General features: G+C 62.7%; 11 protein-coding genes. 9 read left to right on the top strand and 2 right to left on the bottom strand.

Features of this window, described 5'->3' with window-relative positions:
- Positions 1-12: 12 nt before the first annotated feature.
- Positions 13-540 carry a 5-formyltetrahydrofolate cyclo-ligase gene (locus ACPJXG_RS26840; protein WP_425252823.1) on the bottom strand — a complete coding sequence of 176 codons (528 nt, stop codon included), beginning with the start codon at positions 538-540 and terminating at the stop codon, positions 13-15.
- Between the two features lie 104 nt (positions 541-644).
- Between ACPJXG_RS26840 and ACPJXG_RS26835 the strand changes: the two genes are divergently transcribed.
- From ACPJXG_RS26835 to ACPJXG_RS26820, 4 genes are read left to right on the top strand one after another with little or no spacing between them, the layout of a single operon-like run.
- On the top strand, positions 645-2,624 hold the full coding sequence (locus tag ACPJXG_RS26835) for a transglycosylase SLT domain-containing protein (RefSeq protein ID WP_425252822.1): 1,980 nt from the start codon (positions 645-647) through the stop codon (positions 2,622-2,624).
- Positions 2,625-2,646: 22 nt separating this feature from the next.
- Positions 2,647-3,363: a glutathione S-transferase family protein gene (locus ACPJXG_RS26830; protein ID WP_035823898.1), complete on the top strand. Its 717-nt coding sequence runs from the start codon at positions 2,647-2,649 to the stop codon at positions 3,361-3,363.
- Positions 3,364-3,375: 12 nt separating this feature from the next.
- A complete protein-coding gene (locus ACPJXG_RS26825) occupies positions 3,376-4,488 on the top strand; it encodes a multifunctional CCA tRNA nucleotidyl transferase/2'3'-cyclic phosphodiesterase/2'nucleotidase/phosphatase (protein WP_425252821.1) in 1,113 nt (370 codons plus the stop codon).
- A complete protein-coding gene (locus ACPJXG_RS26820) occupies positions 4,485-5,207 on the top strand; it encodes a GNAT family N-acetyltransferase (RefSeq protein WP_176387645.1) in 723 nt (240 codons plus the stop codon). The genes ACPJXG_RS26825 and ACPJXG_RS26820 overlap by 4 nt, the downstream gene beginning before the upstream one ends.
- On the opposite strand, the gene ACPJXG_RS26815 is transcribed toward ACPJXG_RS26820, so the two are convergent.
- Positions 5,199-5,729 carry an Lrp/AsnC family transcriptional regulator gene (locus ACPJXG_RS26815; RefSeq protein WP_035823904.1) on the bottom strand — a complete coding sequence of 177 codons (531 nt, stop codon included), beginning with the start codon at positions 5,727-5,729 and terminating at the stop codon, positions 5,199-5,201. The two genes, ACPJXG_RS26820 and ACPJXG_RS26815, sit on opposite strands and share 9 nt — an antisense overlap.
- A gap of 125 nt (positions 5,730-5,854) precedes the next feature.
- Here ACPJXG_RS26815 and hppD point away from each other — a divergent pair, with 125 nt between their 5' ends.
- The 5 genes from hppD (at position 5,855) to ACPJXG_RS26790 (ending at position 17,243) form a co-directional block, all read left to right on the top strand.
- Complete coding sequence (gene hppD / locus ACPJXG_RS26810) at positions 5,855-6,982, top strand: 4-hydroxyphenylpyruvate dioxygenase (protein WP_034753093.1); 1,128 nt, start codon at positions 5,855-5,857, stop codon at positions 6,980-6,982.
- A 208-nt stretch (positions 6,983-7,190) separates the two neighbouring features.
- On the top strand, positions 7,191-10,787 hold the full coding sequence (locus tag ACPJXG_RS26805; protein ID WP_425252820.1) for an indolepyruvate ferredoxin oxidoreductase family protein: 3,597 nt from the start codon (positions 7,191-7,193) through the stop codon (positions 10,785-10,787).
- Positions 10,788-10,910: 123 nt separating this feature from the next.
- Positions 10,911-12,413, top strand: coding sequence for a S41 family peptidase (locus ACPJXG_RS26800; RefSeq protein WP_425252819.1), 1,503 nt, complete (start codon positions 10,911-10,913; stop codon positions 12,411-12,413).
- Between the two features lie 163 nt (positions 12,414-12,576).
- Entirely contained in the window at positions 12,577-15,297 is a 2,721-nt protein-coding gene (locus tag ACPJXG_RS26795; RefSeq protein ID WP_425252818.1) for a TonB-dependent receptor plug domain-containing protein, read from the top strand.
- 125 nt (positions 15,298-15,422) lie between these two features.
- Positions 15,423-17,243: a M14 family metallopeptidase gene (locus ACPJXG_RS26790; protein WP_425252817.1), complete on the top strand. Its 1,821-nt coding sequence runs from the start codon at positions 15,423-15,425 to the stop codon at positions 17,241-17,243.
- Positions 17,244-17,301 lie beyond the last annotated feature (58 nt).

Genomic DNA, 17,301 nt, shown 5'->3' with positions numbered 1-17,301 from the left:
CCTTCTGATGCGTCAGAGCAGATCGCCCTCGGTCACGATGTGATCGAGGGCGATGTCGTATTCGCCGTTGGGAAAGCTGGCCGCGAGGCAGGCATAGGCGATGCCGAGGGTGCGCAGACGCGGCGTGGCCGCCAGGGTACGGTCGTAATAGCCGCCGCCATAGCCGAGCCGATAACGTTGCTCATTAAAACCCAGGCAGGGCACCAGCAGGGTGGTGGGCGCCGGGCGCAGGCGCAACCGGGCCGGCACGGCCACGCCCATGCCATCCTTGACCATGGGCTCACCGGGCGTCCAATTGCTGAATGCCAGCGGCGCATGCTTTTCCAGCACCACCGGCAAGCTTAATTGCACGCCGCGCGCGGCCAGTTGCGCATAGGCGCCGTGCAAGTCCGGCTCGCCGTGCAGGGGCCAGTACACGCCCAGTTCCTCGACATTTTCCTGCGCGCACCAGTCCAGCAGGCGCTGCGCGATGGCCGCATCCCACCTTACTCGCGTGGCGTCGGGCAGGGCGCGGCGGGTCGCCAGCAAGGCTTTGCGCAAGCCGGCTTTTTCCTGTGGCGCAATGGGTGGCCGTGCAGCCGGATCGCATGTTATTCTAGGGTCGCTATTCATATCACCATCAAGTTAAGATTGAGAGTCGTACATTGATTTCCCCACTGAAATGGATTGCCGGCACGATGCTGTGTGTTGCATCGGCCTTGTCTCCTCTGGCCGCCCTGGCCCAGGTATCCGCCACCGCAACGCCTGCCGCGCCCGACACGCGCAGCGAGGACGATGCCTTCCTGCTGCTGCGCGACGCCGCGCGCAAGGATGACGTCGAAAAAGCCGACTTTTATGCGGGGCGCCTGACGAATTACCAGATTCCATCGTATGTTGACTATTATCGGCTGAAACCGCGCATCAAACTGCTGACCGAGGCGCAATTTCGCGATTACCTGAACCGCTACAAGGGCAGCGCCATCGCCGACCGTTTCCGCAACGACTGGCTGCTGGAGCTGGGCCGCAAGCGCGACTGGGTTGTGTTTGATGAGCAATATCCGCAATTCGCCCTCGATGACGACACCCAGCTCAAGTGCTACGCGCTGATGTCGCGCGCCGCCAAGGGCCAGAACGTGGCGGCCGAGGCGCGCAACCTGCTGGTGTCTCCGCCCGGCTATGGCGAAGCGTGCGGCAGTCTGATCGCGGCATTGGCGCAAAATGGCCAGTTCGACACGAACGACCTGTGGGCGCAGATCCGCCTGGCGGGCCAGACCAACGCCACGGGCCCGGCGCGCCGCATCGCGCTGCTGCTGGGCGCGTCCGACGCGAAGATGGCGCAAGCGATCGATTTGCCGGCGCTGGTGCTGGCCAAGGGCGCGGGTCTAAGTCGCGCCGACCACGAGATGTATTTGGTGGCCGTCGGCCGCATGGCGAAAAGCACCCTGAAACTGGGCGTGGTGGCCCTGCAAAAGGCCAGTGCGCAACTGACGCCGCAGGAGCAAGCCATCGGCTGGGCCAGCCTGGCCCTGCAAGCGTCGTACTCGCTGGCGCCGGAAGCGTTCGATTATTGGCAAAAAACCAATGGCGCGCCATTGACCCAGGAGCAGATGCAGTGGAAAACGCGTATCTCCTTGCGTGAAGGCAACTGGCCGCTGGTGAAAGCCGCCATCCAGGCCATGCCGGCGTCCCTGCGCGCCGATCCGACCTGGGTCTACTGGCTGGCGCGCGCGCAGCAGGCGGAAACGCCGGGCCGCCCGAACGCGCAGGCGGACGCCCTGTACCGCACGATCAGTGAGCAATCGAATTTCTATGGCTTGCTGGCCAATGAAGAGCTGGGCAACCACCTGGTGCTGCCGCCGCCGGGCCAGCCCATCACGCCGGCGGAAATCGCCGCCATGGCCGCCAATCCGGGCTTGCAGCGCGCCTTGAAATTTTTCAACATGCGCTTGCGCTTCGAAGGCACGCGCGAGTGGAACTGGGAATTGCGTTCGATGACCGACCGCCAGCATCTGGCGGCCGCGGAATTTGCGCGCCAGAACAATGTGCTCGACCGCATGGTCAACACGTCCGACCGCACGCGCCTGGAAGTGGACTATACGCAGCGCTACCCAACGCCGCACGACGACGTCATGCATCCGGCCACGCAAACTCTGGGCCTGGACAAGGCCTGGGTGTACGGCTTGATCCGCCAGGAATCGCGTTTCATCATGGATGCGCAGTCGCACGTGGGCGCGTCCGGCCTGATGCAGGTGATGCCGTCGACGGCCCGTTATGTGGCCAAGAAGATCGGTTTGACGGATTTCGTCACGGAAACCTTGAGCGACGTGCGCACCAACGTCTTGCTGGGCACGAATTACCTGAACATGGTGCTTGGCGGCCTCGACGGTTCGCAAGTGCTGGCCAGCGCCGCCTACAACGCGGGGCCGGGGCGCTTGCGCATCTGGCGCGCCACCATGACGCGGCCGCTGGAAGGCGCCATCTTTGCCGAGATCATTCCGTACACGGAAACGCGCGGCTACGTGAAAAACGTGATGGCCAACGCCACGTATTACGCGGCCCTGTTCGAGAAAAGCCCGCAGTCGCTGAAAGCGCGCCTGGGCACCGTGGGACCGAAAAACAGCGCCATCGCGGCCGATTTGCCTTGAACCATACTATTGATAGCTGACCATGCAAACGACCATCCTTGATCCCAGCCTGACGCAAACCCTGGCCGCCGCGCGCGAACCGGGCCTGACCCTCATCATCGGCAACAAGAATTATTCGTCCTGGTCGATGCGCCCGTGGGTGGCCATGACGGCGTTCGGCATCCCGTTCCAGGAAGTGCGCGTGCTGCTCGACCAGCAGGACACGGCCACCAAAATCGCCGAATATTCGGCCTGCGGCCGGGTCCCCGTGCTGCTGGCGGGCGAGATCACGATCTGGGACAGCCTGGCCATCTGCGAATACCTGGCCGAGCAGTTTCCCGATAAACACATGTGGCCGCAAGACGTGGCCGCGCGCGCCATGGCGCGCTGTGTCTGCGCGGAAATGCATTCCGGTTTCACGGGCTTGCGCACGGATATGTCGATGAATATCAAGGCCAAGTTGCCGGGACGGGGCCGCACGGCCGCCGCGCAGGCGGACATCGGCCGCATCAGCGAAATCTGGGAAGAGTGTTTATCGCGCTTTGGCCACCACCAGTTCCTGTTTGGCGACTTTTCCATCGCCGATGCGTATTTCGCCCCCGTCGTCATGCGCTTCCGCACGTATGGCGTGTCGCTGGCGCCGGCGCTGAACGCGTATTGCGAGCGCGTGCAGGCGCACCCGGCCGTGGCCCGCTGGATCACGGAAGCGCTGGCGGAGACGGAAGTGGCTGCCAAGCACGACGCGGAACTGCCTGATTAAGAAAAGAGTGTTATGAAGATATACACGGTCGGTGGCGCGGTGCGCGACCAACTGCTGGGCTTGCCCGTGAAAGACCACGACCACGTGGTCGTCGGCGCCACGCCGGAAGACATGCTGCGCCGGGGCTTCCGGCCCGTCGGCAAGGATTTTCCCGTCTTCCTGCACCCGAAGACGCAGGAAGAATACGCCTTGGCCCGCACGGAGCGCAAGACGGCCCCCGGCTACCGGGGCTTCGTCTTCCACACGGCGCCCGACGTCACGCTCGAAGACGACCTGGTGCGCCGCGATCTGACCATCAACGCCATCGCTCAGGCTGAGGACGGTAGCCTGACCGACCCGTTTGGCGGTATTCAGGATATCGAGAACAAAATCTTCCGCCACGTTTCCGATGCGTTCGGCGAAGACCCCGTGCGCATCTTGCGCCTGGCCCGCTTTGCCGCCCGTTTTCATACTTTCACTGTCGCCCCGGCCACCATGGAACTGATGCGCCGGATGGTGCAGGACGGCGAGGTCGACGCCCTGGTGGCCGAGCGCGTGTGGCAGGAAGTGGCAAAAGGATTGATGGAAGCGCGGCCGTCGCGCATGCTGACGGTGCTGCACGAGTGCGGCGCGCTGGTGCGCATCATGGGCGAAATCAGCATCAGCGAACGCTTGCTGCAAGTGGTCGACCATGCCGCCGCGCAAGGTCATGACTTGCCCGTGCGCTTTGCCGTCTTGACGCTGCATATGAGCAAGGATGCCATCGAACAGCTGAGCGAGCGCCTGCGCGTGCCCAACGAGTGCCGCGAACTGGCCGTGATGGCGGCGCGCGAGCGGGACAATATCAACGGCGCGCTGGCGCTGAGCGCCGAAGCGATCGTCAGTCTGTGCGAACGCTGCGACGGACTGCGCAAGCCGCAGCGTTTCGTGCAGCTGCTGGACGCCATCGCCTGCGATGTGCATGCACAGGATCCGGTATTTCCGCAGTCCGCCTGGCTGCAAGCCATGCTGGCGGCCGTGCGCGGCGTGGATGCGGGCGCGCTGGCACAAGCTTGCGCACAGGAACCGAAACGCATTCCGGCCGTCATCCATGCGGCGCGCGTGGAGGCCGTCACGAACGCGATCAGCAGCACGGAGCTGCCATGACCCTGCCCAAATTGTTCCAGAATCCGTTTCGCCGCTGGCTCAGCCGTAGCGGCGGCGGGCGTCCGAGCGTGCTCGTCAAGCAGTTGCATGAGCGCGACCGGCGCCGGATGATGAAGCATTTTCTTTCTCTGGAGAAAAGCGACCGGCTGCTGCGCTTTGGCAGCGCCCTGCCCGATGAACTGGTGGCCCAGTACGTGCAAAAGATGGATTTCTCGCGTGACATGATTTATGGCGTCTACAACAGCTTGTTCAAGCTGGTGGGCGTGGGGCATCTGGCGTTCGCGCCGAAGGACACGTCGCCGGCGAAAAGTATCGTGACGGACAAGGAGCAGGTGGCCGAGTTTGGCGTGTCCGTATCGAAATCCATGCGCGGCATGGGGGTCGGTTCAAAACTGTTCGAGCGGGCGGCGATTCACTGCCGCAACAACGACGTCGATACCCTGTACATGCATTGTTTGTCGTCGAACAAGACGATGATGCATATCGCCAAGAAAGCGGGCATGGAAATCCAGCGCGACTATGGCGAAGCGGATGCATATTTGAAACTATTGCCACCGAACCCGTCGAGCATGCTGCAGGAAGCCGTGCAGGAACAGTTCGCCATGTTCGACTACACGTTCAAGGCCAACGCGCGCGCCGCGTTCAAACTGTGGGATCGCTTGCCGGGGCGCAAGAAGAAGCCCGGACCGCCGTCACCGCCGTCACCGTCGTCACAATAAGGGCAGGGCCGTCGTATCCTTGATGCGCTGCAAGGCAAAGCTCGATTTGACGTCCAGCACGGCCGGGTGGCGCAGCAGGGTCGCCATCATGAAGCGCGAAAAGTGCTCCATGTCTTCCACGTGCACGCGCAACAGATAATCCATTTCCCCCGTCATCGCGTAGCAGGCCACCACTTCTGGCCATTGCGCCACGGCCACGGCGAAGTCGGCGCGCGGCGAGGTGTTCGTCACCAGATTCGGCGCCAGCACTCTTGCCGTGCTGTGGGCATGGGCGGAGGCGTCGCTGTGCTTTTCCAGCCGCACGTTGACGTAGGCCAATAGCCCCAAGCCGATCTTTTCCGGGTCCAGCAGGGCCACGTACTGGCGGATCACGCCCGCTTCTTCCAGCCGTTTGACGCGGCGCAAGCATGGCGACGGCGACAGGCTGACCTGTTCGGCCACATCCTGGTTCGACAGGCGGCCATCGGCCTGCAGGACGGCGAGGATCTTGCGATCCGTTTTATCCAGCGTAATTTTGCTCATGCTTCCTCCGGTGGTTCGTGTTTCACGCAATATTATTGCGCAAATCATGATTGTTCGGGAGATCTTTGGCATTTAATGCCCACAGACCGCGCCTATACTGTGCGCTACTTCTTGGAGGAGACATCATGCAATTTCAGCCTTGGGATAACCCGATGGGTACCGATGGTTTCGAGTTCGTCGAGTATGCAGCACCAGACCCAAAAGCATTGGGCAAGCTGTTCGAGAACATGGGATTCACGGCCATCGCGCGCCACCGCCACAAGGATGTGACCCTGTACCGCCAGGGCGACATCAATTTCATCATCAATGCCGAACAAGATTCGTTCGCGCAGCGTTTTGCCCGCCATCACGGCCCGTCCGTGTGCGCCATCGCCATCCGCGTCGACGACGCGGCTTTCGTCTACCGCCGCGCGCTGGAACTGGGCGCCTGGGGTTTCGACAATAAAACCGGTCCGATGGAACTGAATATCCCCGCCATCAAGGGCGTGGGCGATTCGCTGCTCTACTTCGTCGACCGCTGGCGCGGCAAGGGCGCCGACAAGCCGGACGCGGCCGCACCGGGCGGCATTGGCGACATCAGCATCTATGACGTCGACTTCGTCGCCATTCCCGGCGCCGTCGCCAACCCCGTCGGCCATGGCCTGACGTATATCGACCACCTGACGCACAATGTGCACCGTGGCCGCATGAAGGAATGGGCCGGTTTCTATGAAAACCTGTTCAACTTCCGCGAAGTGCGCTACTTCGATATCGAAGGCAAGCATACGGGGCTGAAGTCGAAAGCCATGACTTCGCCATGCGGCAAGATCCGCATTCCGATCAATGAATCGTCGGATGACAAGTCGCAGATCGCCGAATACCTGGATCAGTACCACGGCGAAGGCATCCAGCACATCGCGCTGGGTACCGATGATATCTATGGCTCCGTGCAAGGCATGCGCGATACGGGTATCGATTTCCAGGACACGATTGAAACTTACTATGAGCTGGTCAACCGCCGCCTGCCGAACCACGGCGAGCAGCTGGAAGAACTGCGCCGCCTGCGCATCCTGATCGATGGCCACAGCACGGAAACGGAACGCGAACTGCTGCTGCAAATCTTCACGCAGACGGTGATCGGCCCGATCTTCTTCGAGATCATCCAGCGCAAGGGCGACCAGGGCTTCGGCGAAGGCAATTTCCGCGCCCTGTTCGAATCGATCGAGCTGGACCAGATCAAGCGCGGCGTATTGAAAGATACGAGCGCGGCGTAAGCTGGTGGTGCCTGCAAAAAGAAGCACTAAAAAGCAGCAAAAGGTACGAACGCAGGAGTGCAGTGCAGCAAAAGAACTGCGCGCCTTCCTGTGGTAGTCTACGACAAACAAGTCATTTTTCCGCACCGGCATGCTCACAAAGCGCGGCCGGTACGTGTGAGTTCAACCGACTTTGCACGCGTAGCACAGAGAATAATGGAGACAAGTAATGAATGCACCAATCAAGGGCTCGAGTCTTGAGCCGGGCGCGCACGCGTCCGAAATTTCGCTAAACGACAAATACACGCTCGAGCGTGGCCGCGCCTTCATGACGGGCACGCAAGCGCTGATCCGCCTGCCCATGCTGCAGCGCGAGCGCGACCTGAAGGCTGGCCTGAATACGGCCGGCTACATCACCGGTTACCGCGGTTCGCCTGTGACGTCCGTCGACATGACGGCGATCAAGGCAAAAAAATATCTCGATGAACACCACGTCAAATTCCATCCGGGCCTGAACGAAGACCTGGCCGCCACGGCGGTGTGGGGCACGCAGCAAACGAATCTGTTCGAAGACGCGAAATACGACGGCGTGTTCGGCATGTGGTATGGCAAGGGCCCCGGCGTCGACCGCTGCGGCGACGTGTTCAAACACGCGAACAACGCCGGTTCCGCCAAGCATGGCGGCGTGCTGGTGCTGGCCGGCGACGACCATGCGGCCAAATCCTCGTCCACGGCGCACCAGTCCGACCATATCCTGAACGCGTGCGGCATTCCCGTGCTGTATCCGTCGTCGGTGCAGGAATACATCGATTACGGCTTGCATGCGTGGGCCATGAGCCGCTACACGGGGCTATGGGTGTCGATGAAATGCGTGACCGACATCATCGAGTCGGGCGCCGCCGTCGATTTCGACCCGGACCGCGTGCAGATCACCCTGCCGACGGACTTCGAGATGCCGGCCGGTGGCCTGAACATCCGCTGGCCCGACACGGTGCTGGAACAAGAAGTACGCATGAACAGCTACAAATGGTATGCGGCGCTGGCCTATGCGCGTGCCAACAAGCTCAATAAAATCATCTGGGACAGCCCGAAGGCGCGCATCGGCATCATCACGGCCGGCAAATCCTACCTCGACACGCGCCAGGCGCTGGCGGACCTCGGCATCGACGAGCAGACGGCGTCCGACATCGGCATCCGCCTGTACAAGATCGGCATGACCTGGCCGCTGGAAGCGGACGGCGTGCACGAATTTGCCAAGGGCCTCGATGAAATCCTCGTGGTGGAAGAAAAGCGGCAAATCCTCGAATACGCGCTGAAGGAAGAGCTCTACAACCTGAAGGATGGCGAGCGTCCGCGCGTGGTCGGCAAGTTCGACGACACGGGCGAATGGAGCAACCAGAAAGGTACCGGTCACGGCGACTGGCTGCTGCCGGCCACGTATGAACTGAACCCGGCCATGATCGCCCGCGCGATTGCCAGCCGCATTTCGCGCTACTACGCGGGCCACCCGGTCGAGCAGCGCGTGAAGGAGCGCATCGCCTACCTGGAAGCCAAGGAGAATGTGCTCAAAGCGATCAGCGTGAAACCCGATCCGCAGAAGGACCGCACGCCGTTCTTCTGCTCCGGCTGCCCGCACAACAGTTCCACGAAAGTGCCGGAAGGCTCGCGCGCGCTGGCCGGCATCGGCTGCCATTACATGGTGCTGTGGATGGACCGCGAAACGTCGACGTTTACCCACATGGGCGCCGAAGGCGTCACCTGGGTGGGGCAGGCGCCGTTCACGAATGAAAAGCACGTGTTTACCAACCTCGGCGACGGCACGTATTTCCACTCGGGCATCCTGGCCATCCGCGCCGCCGTCTCGGCCAAGGTGAACATCACCTATAAAATTTTGTTCAACGATGCGGTGGCCATGACGGGCGGCCAGGAATTCGACGGCCCGCTATCGCCGGCCATCATTTCGCGCCAGATCGCCGCCGAAGGCGTGGGCCCGATCATCGTCGTTACGGACGAACCGGAAAAATACCCGGACGATTACGCCTGGGCGGAAGGCGTCACCGTGCGCCACCGTTCGGAATTGATGGACGTGCAGCGTGAACTGCGCGACATGCACGGCGTGTCGGCCATGATCTACGACCAGACCTGCGCCTCGGAAAAACGCCGTCGCCGGAAACGCAATGAATACCCGGACCCGGCCAAGCGCGCCGTCATCAACGAAGCCGTCTGCGAAGGCTGCGGCGACTGCTCCGTGCAATCGAACTGCCTGTCGGTGGAACCGCTGGAAACGGAACTGGGGCGCAAGCGCCAGATCAACCAGTCGTCCTGCAACAAGGACTTTTCGTGCACGACGGGCTTCTGCCCGAGTTTCGTGACGGTGGAAGGCGGCGGCTTGAAAAAGCCGAAAAAAGCTGCTGCCGCCGACAAGGATGCGCCAGCCGCGCCGGCCTTGCCGACGCCCAGCATTCCCTCGACGGCCGAGCCGTTCGGCATCCTGGTGACCGGCATCGGCGGCACGGGCGTGGTGACGGTCGGCCAGATCCTGGCCATGGCGGCCCACGTGGAAGGCAAGGGCTGTTCCGTGCTGGACATGAGCGGCCTGGCGCAAAAAGGCGGCCCTGTCATGTCGCACGTGCGCCTGGCTGACCGCCAGGAAGATATCCACTCGACGCGCGTCGGCACCGGCGCGGCTGACCTCGTCATCGGCTGCGACCTGATCGTCACGGCCAGCCGCGACGCCCTGTCGCGCATGGGAGAAGGCCGCAGCTGGGCCATGATCAACTCGACCAGCTCGTCGACGGCCGCCTTCGTGAAGAACCCGGATTGGCAATTCCCCGGTGCGTCCGCGCGCATGGAAATCGAAAAGGCCTGCGGCAGCGACCATGTGGACTTCATCGACGCGGGCCAGATCGCCACGGCGCTGATGGGCGACTCGATCGCGACGAACATGTTCATGCTCGGCTACGCCTGGCAAAAAGGCAAAGTGCCATTGAGCGAAGCGGCCATCATGAAAGCCATCGATTTGAACAACGTCTCGGTGGCGTTCAACAAGGCCGCCTTCAACTGGGGCCGCGCCGGTGCGCATGACGCGGCCAGCCTGGTGCGCATGACAACGCCAGCCAAGGTGGTGGAATTCAAGCGCATCGAAACGCTCGACGACCTCATCGAAAAACGCGTCGCCCTGCTGACGGCTTACCAGGACCGCGCGTATGCGCAGCAGTACCTGGACTTCATCAAACAGGTGCGCGCGGCCGAAAGCGCCCTGAATGGCCCGCACTTGCGTCTGACGGAAGCCGTGGCCCGCTACTTCTACAAGCTGATGGCCTACAAGGACGAGTATGAAGTGGCGCGCCTGTACACGGACGGCGCCTTCCAGGCGAAGATCGCCGCCATGTTCGAAGGCGACATCAAGCTCAAGTTCCACCTGGCGCCGCCGATCATGGCCAAGACCGACGCCCAGGGCCATCTGGTGAAGAAGGAGTTCGGCCCGTGGATGATGAAGGCGTTCGGCGTGCTGGCCAGGTTCAAGGGCTTGCGCGGCACGGCGTTTGACATCTTCGGCCACACGGCCGAGCGCAAGATGGAGCGCGCGCTGATTCTTGAGTACCGCGCGACGGTGGGCGGCTTGCTGCCGAAACTGACGACGGCCAAGCTGGCGCAAGCCGTGGCCATCGCCAGCATCCCGGAAGACATCCGCGGCTATGGCCACGTGAAGGAGCGTCATTTGAAGGCGGCGAAAGAGAAGGAAGCCAGTTTGCTGATCGCCTTCAATGCACCGACGCCGCTGCCGCCCGTCGTGGCAGCACCCGTGGCGGCCACTGTGGCGTGATGGGGTGAGCGAAACATAGTAGCAATGGCGCCTGCGGGCGCCATTTTTTTGTATCAAAGAAAACAACGTCTGCTGGCAAAACGCATTATAATTTTTAGATAATTTCTTTTCGGAAAGTTTGTCATGCCTGCCCTGCGCCTCTCATCCCTGGCCGTTCCTCTCGTATTGTTGTTGAGTGCCTGCGGCGGAGGCGGAGGAGGCGGCAGCGACAGCGCGCCCGTCGTGCCACCCTTGACGCCGGTGGGCCCGACGGCGTTGGTCGCGTCCTCGACGGTCGCGAACCGCTGCGAGGCACCGCGCAGCGGCAGCAGTATCGACAAGTCTGGCAGCTTGCTCGATGAGCAGACGTGGGTGCGCAGCTGGATCGATGAAACGTATCTGTGGTACCGCGAAGTGCCGACCACCTACCAGCCGCAAAGTTTCACCACGGCCAAGGCGTATTTTGATGTGCTGAAAACGACGGCCACGACGGCGTCCGGCAAGCCGAAGGACCAGTTTCATTTCATCTTGTCGACGGCAGAGTGGGAAGACTCGCTCAACGGCGTGGAACTCGGTTACGGCATGCTGCTGGCGCTGACGCGCACCACGCCGCCGCGCACGGCGGTGATCTCGATCATCGAGCCAGGCTCGCCGGCCGACCGGGCGGGCTTGCGGCGCGGCGACGTGCTGCAAACCGTCGATGGCGTCGATTTCGTCCATGCCCCCGACGCTGCCAGTGTGGGTATCCTTAACGCCGGCCTGTTCCCCAAGGCGCAAGGCACGCACACGCTGGGCTTCAGCCGCAACGGCGCGCCCCTGTCCGTGAGCCTGACGGCGCTGGACGTGAGCACCAGCGCCGTGCAGAACGAGCGCATCATCGATACGCCGACGGGCAAGGTGGGCTACCTGACCTTCAACACCCACAACAACGTGGCCGAACGCCAGCTGGCCGAAACCATGGGCCGCTTCCAGGCGGCCGGCATCAGCGACCTGGTGCTCGACGTGCGCTACAACGGCGGCGGTTACCTCGATGTCGCCAGCGAACTCGCTTACATGATTGCCGGCCCGCAAGTGACCACCGGCAAGACCTTCGAGCAGGTGCTCTTCAATGACAAGACGCGGCCGGAAGCACCCGTGCCATTCCATGCGCAAAGCCAGGGCTTTCCCGCGCCCAATCCCCTGTCCAAGGGGACGCCGTTGCCTACGCTGGGTCTCAAGCGCGTGACCTTGCTGACAACGGGCAATACCTGCTCGGCTAGCGAAGCGATCATCAACGGCTTGCGCGGCGTAGACGTGCAAGTGAACCTGATCGGCGGCACGACGTGCGGCAAGCCCTACGGTTTCTATCCCACGCCCAATTGCGGCACCACGTATTTTGCCGTGCAGTTCCAGGGCGTCAACGCCAAGGGCTTTGGCGACTTTGCCGACGGCATGGCGCCGACCTGCGACGTAGCCGATGATTACCAGCACCAGCTGGGCGATCCGGCCGAAGGCATGCTGGCGGCGGCGCTGCGCTACCGCAGCAGCAGCAGCTGCACGCCGGCCACGGGCGCCATCAGACTGTTGAGTTCGATCGAGAGTCCGGTCGACACGGCCACGCGCCTGTTGCGGCCACTGCACAAGGAAATTGCCATCCTGCGCCGTTAAGGCGCAGGTTCCTGCCATGCGCCAGGGTCAGCGCGTAACGATTTCCTGCTCATGAATCTTTCTATATAACAATTTTGATATATAGAAAGATGAATCCATTCGTTCTGGAATGACTGGCATTTTGCTATCTTCCCGCTTTTCTCCCACCTTGAGAAGCGCAACGATGTCGAAACAGTTTAAGTTAACCCCGCTCAGCCTTGGCGTACTGGCCATCCTGGGCGGCACCGCATGGCAGGCGCACGCGCAAACGCAAGCGCCCGCAGCGGATCAGCAGGCAGCGGCCACCCCGCCAGCCGTCGTGGTCACCGGTTCGCGCATTCCCCGCGCCAGCCTGGAAGGCCCGTCTTCCGTCACCATCCTGACCGGCGATGAAATCACCAGGCAGGGCTACAAGAACGTCTTTGACGCGCTGACCAGCCAGGTGCAGAACAGCGGCTTTACGCAGGGCGAAGATTACGGCAACACCTTCACGCCGTCGGCCAATACCATCAGCCTGCGCGGCCTGGGTCCGAACCACACCTTGATCCTGCTGAACGGCCGCCGCCTGGCCGACTTCCCCATCGCCTATGACGGCGCCGTCAATTTCACCAACCTGGCGAACATCCCGGCTAGCATTGTCGACCGCATCGAGATCCTCAACGGCGGCGCCTCGGCCATCTATGGCTCGGACGCCATCGCCGGCGTGGTCAACGTGATCCTGAAAAAGCAGGCGGAAGGCTTCGATATCAACGTCAAGGTTGGCGGTACCTCGCGCGGCGGCGCCGGCAACCAGCGCGTGCAATTGACGGGCGGCGGCAATGTCGACAAGCTGCATACCCTGTTCAGCGTGGAACTGAGTGAACGCGACCCGCTGTGGAGCATGGACCGCGACTTCATGACCAGCCGCTCCGGCGTGCCGACCACGATTGCTTCGCGCCGCACCCAGGCCTCCGGCACGTCCGGCAGCTATGTCGACCTGGGCGACACCTGCAACCAGTTCGGCGACCTGTTCGGCGGCAGCGTCGTCAAATACCAGGCGAAGAATGGCAGCTATTGCGCCAGCCCGAAAGCCCGTCCGACCTACTGGACCACGCAGACCAAGAACAGCAGCCAGAACGTGTTCGGCAGCGCCAATTACGAGCTCGATGCGGAGACCACGCTGTTTGCCGATTTCCTGCTTGGCAAGAACAAGACCGTCAACACGACGCGCGGCCCGTCGTGGACCTCGGCATCGCTGAACGGCGGCTCTTTCCTGAACCAGAACACCGGCGCCTACGAAGAGTGGACCCGCTTCATGGCGCCCGAGGAAATCGGCGGCGTGCAGCGCTACAAGCGCAGCTGGGAGGACGTGGCCACGGCCATCTCGCTGGGCGCCAAGGGCCGCATTCCCGGCACCGCCTGGCAGTATGAAGCCAACTACAACGCTTCCATTTACAAGAGCGAAGGCCACACGCCGCGCATGTTGTCGAACATCGACAGCTTCTTCCTGGGGCCCAAGCTGGGCACGGATGCCAAGGGCGTGGCCATTTACGCGCCGGATGCGGCGCGCCTGTCGCGCCGCCTGACGGCTGCCGAATTCGACAGCATCACCGGCTACAGCGACAGCCGTGACAAGGCCTGGACGAATACCCTGAGCCTGGCCACGAATGGCGACCTGTTCCAGCTGCCTGCCGGCACGATGAAAATCGCCACGATTGCCGAGGCGAGCAAGCAGGGCTTCAGCAACGAACCCGATGCGCGCATCGACCAGGGCTATTTCAATATCGCCACCGGTTCGGGCACCACGGCCGGCACCCGTTCGCGCTATGCGCTGGGCGCGGAATTGAATGTGCCGCTGCATGAGAAGCTGACCGGTACCGTGGCTGGCCGTTATGACCGCTACAGCTTTGCCGGCCGCAAGGAAGGCAAGTTCACCTACAACGGCGGGCTGGAACTGCGCCCGGCGCCGGAGCTGCTGTTCCGCGCCAACTACGCCACCAGCTTCCGTGCGCCGGACATGAACTACATCTACCAGGCCCGCGGCAAAGGCTATTATGCGAGCACCACCGACTACTACCGTTGCGACGCCGCCGGACAGGCCATCGACGGCTGCGAGTATGCGAATAAATCGCCGGGCGCCGATTACGTGCAGAACGGCAGCCGCGAGCTGCAGTCGGAAAAGGGCAAGTCCTTCGGCGTGGGCGCCGTCTGGTCGCCGAGTGCCAATTTCGACGTCTCGGTCGACTACTGGAACATCAAGATCGACGACCTGGTGACGAATTTGGACGCCGACAAGCTGCTGCGCGACGAATCCGATTGCCGCCTGGGCAAGGCCGACATCGGCTCGCCGACCTGTATCGATACCGTGGGCCGCATCGAACGTTACGCGGCCAATGCCTTGAACAAGGCGGGCGAGATCAAGACCATCACCGTCAACCCGATCAACGCGGCCAAGCAAAGCAGCAGCGGCATCGACGTCAGCCTGAAGTATTTGCTGCGCACGGCGGACTATGGCCGCTTCGCCTTCAAGGTCAACTACGCCCGGGTGCTGAGCAAGAAATCGCAGCAATTCGCCGGTGACGCACAGACCGATGAAACCAAATCGATGACCAACAGGGACTGGCCCGACAAGCTGAACCTGAGCGTCAACTGGGGCGCAGGCGACTGGTCGAATACCTTGCTCGTCAGCCGCTACGGCAAGGTGCCTGACTCTGCCGGCAAGGGCTACCTGACGCCGACGGCGCTGGCCAACATCAGCACCGTGTACCGCATCAACGACCGCGCCACCGTGTCGCTGATCGTCAACAACGTGTTCGACAAGATCAAGCGCGACACCAGCAACGGCTGGCCGTACTACCCGATCGGCAACTACAGCCCGCAAGGCCGCCAGGGATGGGTCGAATTCAACTACCACTTTGGCTCGTAATTCACGCTTGGCAGAGCAAGGCCGGAGCAGCTGACGCTGTTCCGGCTTTTTTATTTGCCACGGCGTTTTTATCTCACCGCCACTCTATAATTGCCCGCTTGTCCTCTCTCGATGGAGTTTGACCCATGCTACGCCACGCCGTGTTGTCCGCCGCCTTGTTGTCTCTGTTTTCTGCCCCTGTATCTGCCGCTTCGCCGTTGACCACGGTGGCCGAGCGCTCGGGCTTTTTAAATACGGGCCGCTACGCGGAGGTGGAAGTCTTGTGCCGCCAGTTCCAGGCGCGCTATCCAAAGCAGGTGCGCTGCGTGGAATTTGGCCGCACGCCGGAAAACCGCCCCATGCTGGCGCTGGCCGTTTCCAACACGGGCGCGCTGACGCCGGACGCGGCCAAGCTGCGCAAGATACCGGTACTGCTGGTGCAGGGTGGTATCCATGCGGGGGAAATCGACGGCAAGGATGCGGGCTTCCTGGCCTTGCGCGAAGTATTGGAGGGCAAGGCGGCGCCCGGCGCGCTCGATAAACAGGTGCTGCTGTTCGTGCCCGTCTTCAATGTCGATGGCCATGAGCGCTTCGGCCAGTGGAACCGTCCGAACCAGCGCGGCCCCGTGGAAATGGGCTGGCGCAGCACGGCGCAAAACTACAATCTGAACCGCGAATACATGAAGGCCGATACGCCCGAGATGCAGCACATGCTGGCGCTGGTCAATGCCTGGGATCCGCTGGCGTATGTCGACCTGCACGTCACCGATGGCGCCCAGTTTGAACCCGATATCTCGATTCAGGTCGAACCCGTGCATGCGGGCGATGCGGCACTGCGCGTGGCCGGCACGGCCTTGCGCGACAATGTCCTGGCCGATCTGGCCAAGCAGGGCTCGGACCCGAAGCCGTTCTATATTTCGTTTGCCGAGAACGACAATCCGCAATCGGGTTTTGTCGATTCGGCGCCGAACCCGCGCTTCTCGCACGGCTATTTCCAGCTGCGCAACCGCTTCGGCATGCTGGTGGAAACCCATTCGTGGAAGGATTATCCGACCCGCGTGCGCATCACGCGCAACACCATCGTCTCGCTGCTGTCGCAAGTGGCGCAGCATGGCGCGCAGTGGCGGCAAACGGCGCTCGAGGCGGACGCGCGCGCCGCGCAGCTGGCCGGCACGACCTTGCCGCTCACGTATAAAACCACGGACAAGAGCCGCATGATCGCGTTTCGCGGCTACGCCTACACGCGCACGCCATCCGAAGTATCGGGCGCGCTGATGACGCGCTACGACGAAACGACGCCGCAGATCTGGAACGTGCCCCTGCGCGACGAGATCGTGCCCGACCTGCAGCAGGCTGCGCCGAAAGCCGGCTATCTGGTGCCCGCCGCGCAGGCGCAGATGGTGGCGGCCAAGCTGCGCCAGCACGGCGTGTCGTACCAGGTGCTCGCCGGCGCGCCGGGCAAGCTGCCGGTCGAAACCTTCCGCGCCACGGCCGTCAAATTCGGGGCGCAGTCGTTCGAGGGACGCCAGACGGCGGCCGTGCAGGGCGAGTGGCAGAAAGAGGAGCGCGTGGTCGCTGCGGGCGCGCTGTACGTGCCCGTCAACCAGGCCAAGGCGCGCCTGGTCGTGGCCCTGTTCGAGCCGCGCGCGCCCGATTCCCTGCTGGCCTGGGGCAGTTTCAATACGGCCTTCGAGCGCAAGGAATACATGGAAGAATACGTGGCCGAAGACGTGGCGCGCGCGCAGCTGGCGGCCGACCCGGCGCTGGCGGCGCAGTTCCACGCAAAGCTGGCCAGCGATCCTGTATTTGCCAAGAGCCCGGCCGCGCGCCTGGAGTTCTTCGCCCGCCGCCACGCTTCCTGGGATGAGCGCCTGAACCTGTATCCGGTGCTGCGCACGGATGCCGCGCCGGCCGGCCTGGCATTGCCGCCGACGCGCACACCGAAGTTGTCACATCGCGCAGATTAATCGAAAGAAAATGCTATTCTCCGCTCGATGATGGCGCCGCCACCACGAGCAGGGAACA

Source organism: Janthinobacterium sp. NFX145 (assembly GCF_049810325.1).
GTDB lineage: Bacteria > Pseudomonadota > Gammaproteobacteria > Burkholderiales > Burkholderiaceae_D > Janthinobacterium > Janthinobacterium rivuli.
Note: the sequence above shows the minus strand (reverse complement) of the source record. Positions and strands in the feature narration are given on the sequence as shown.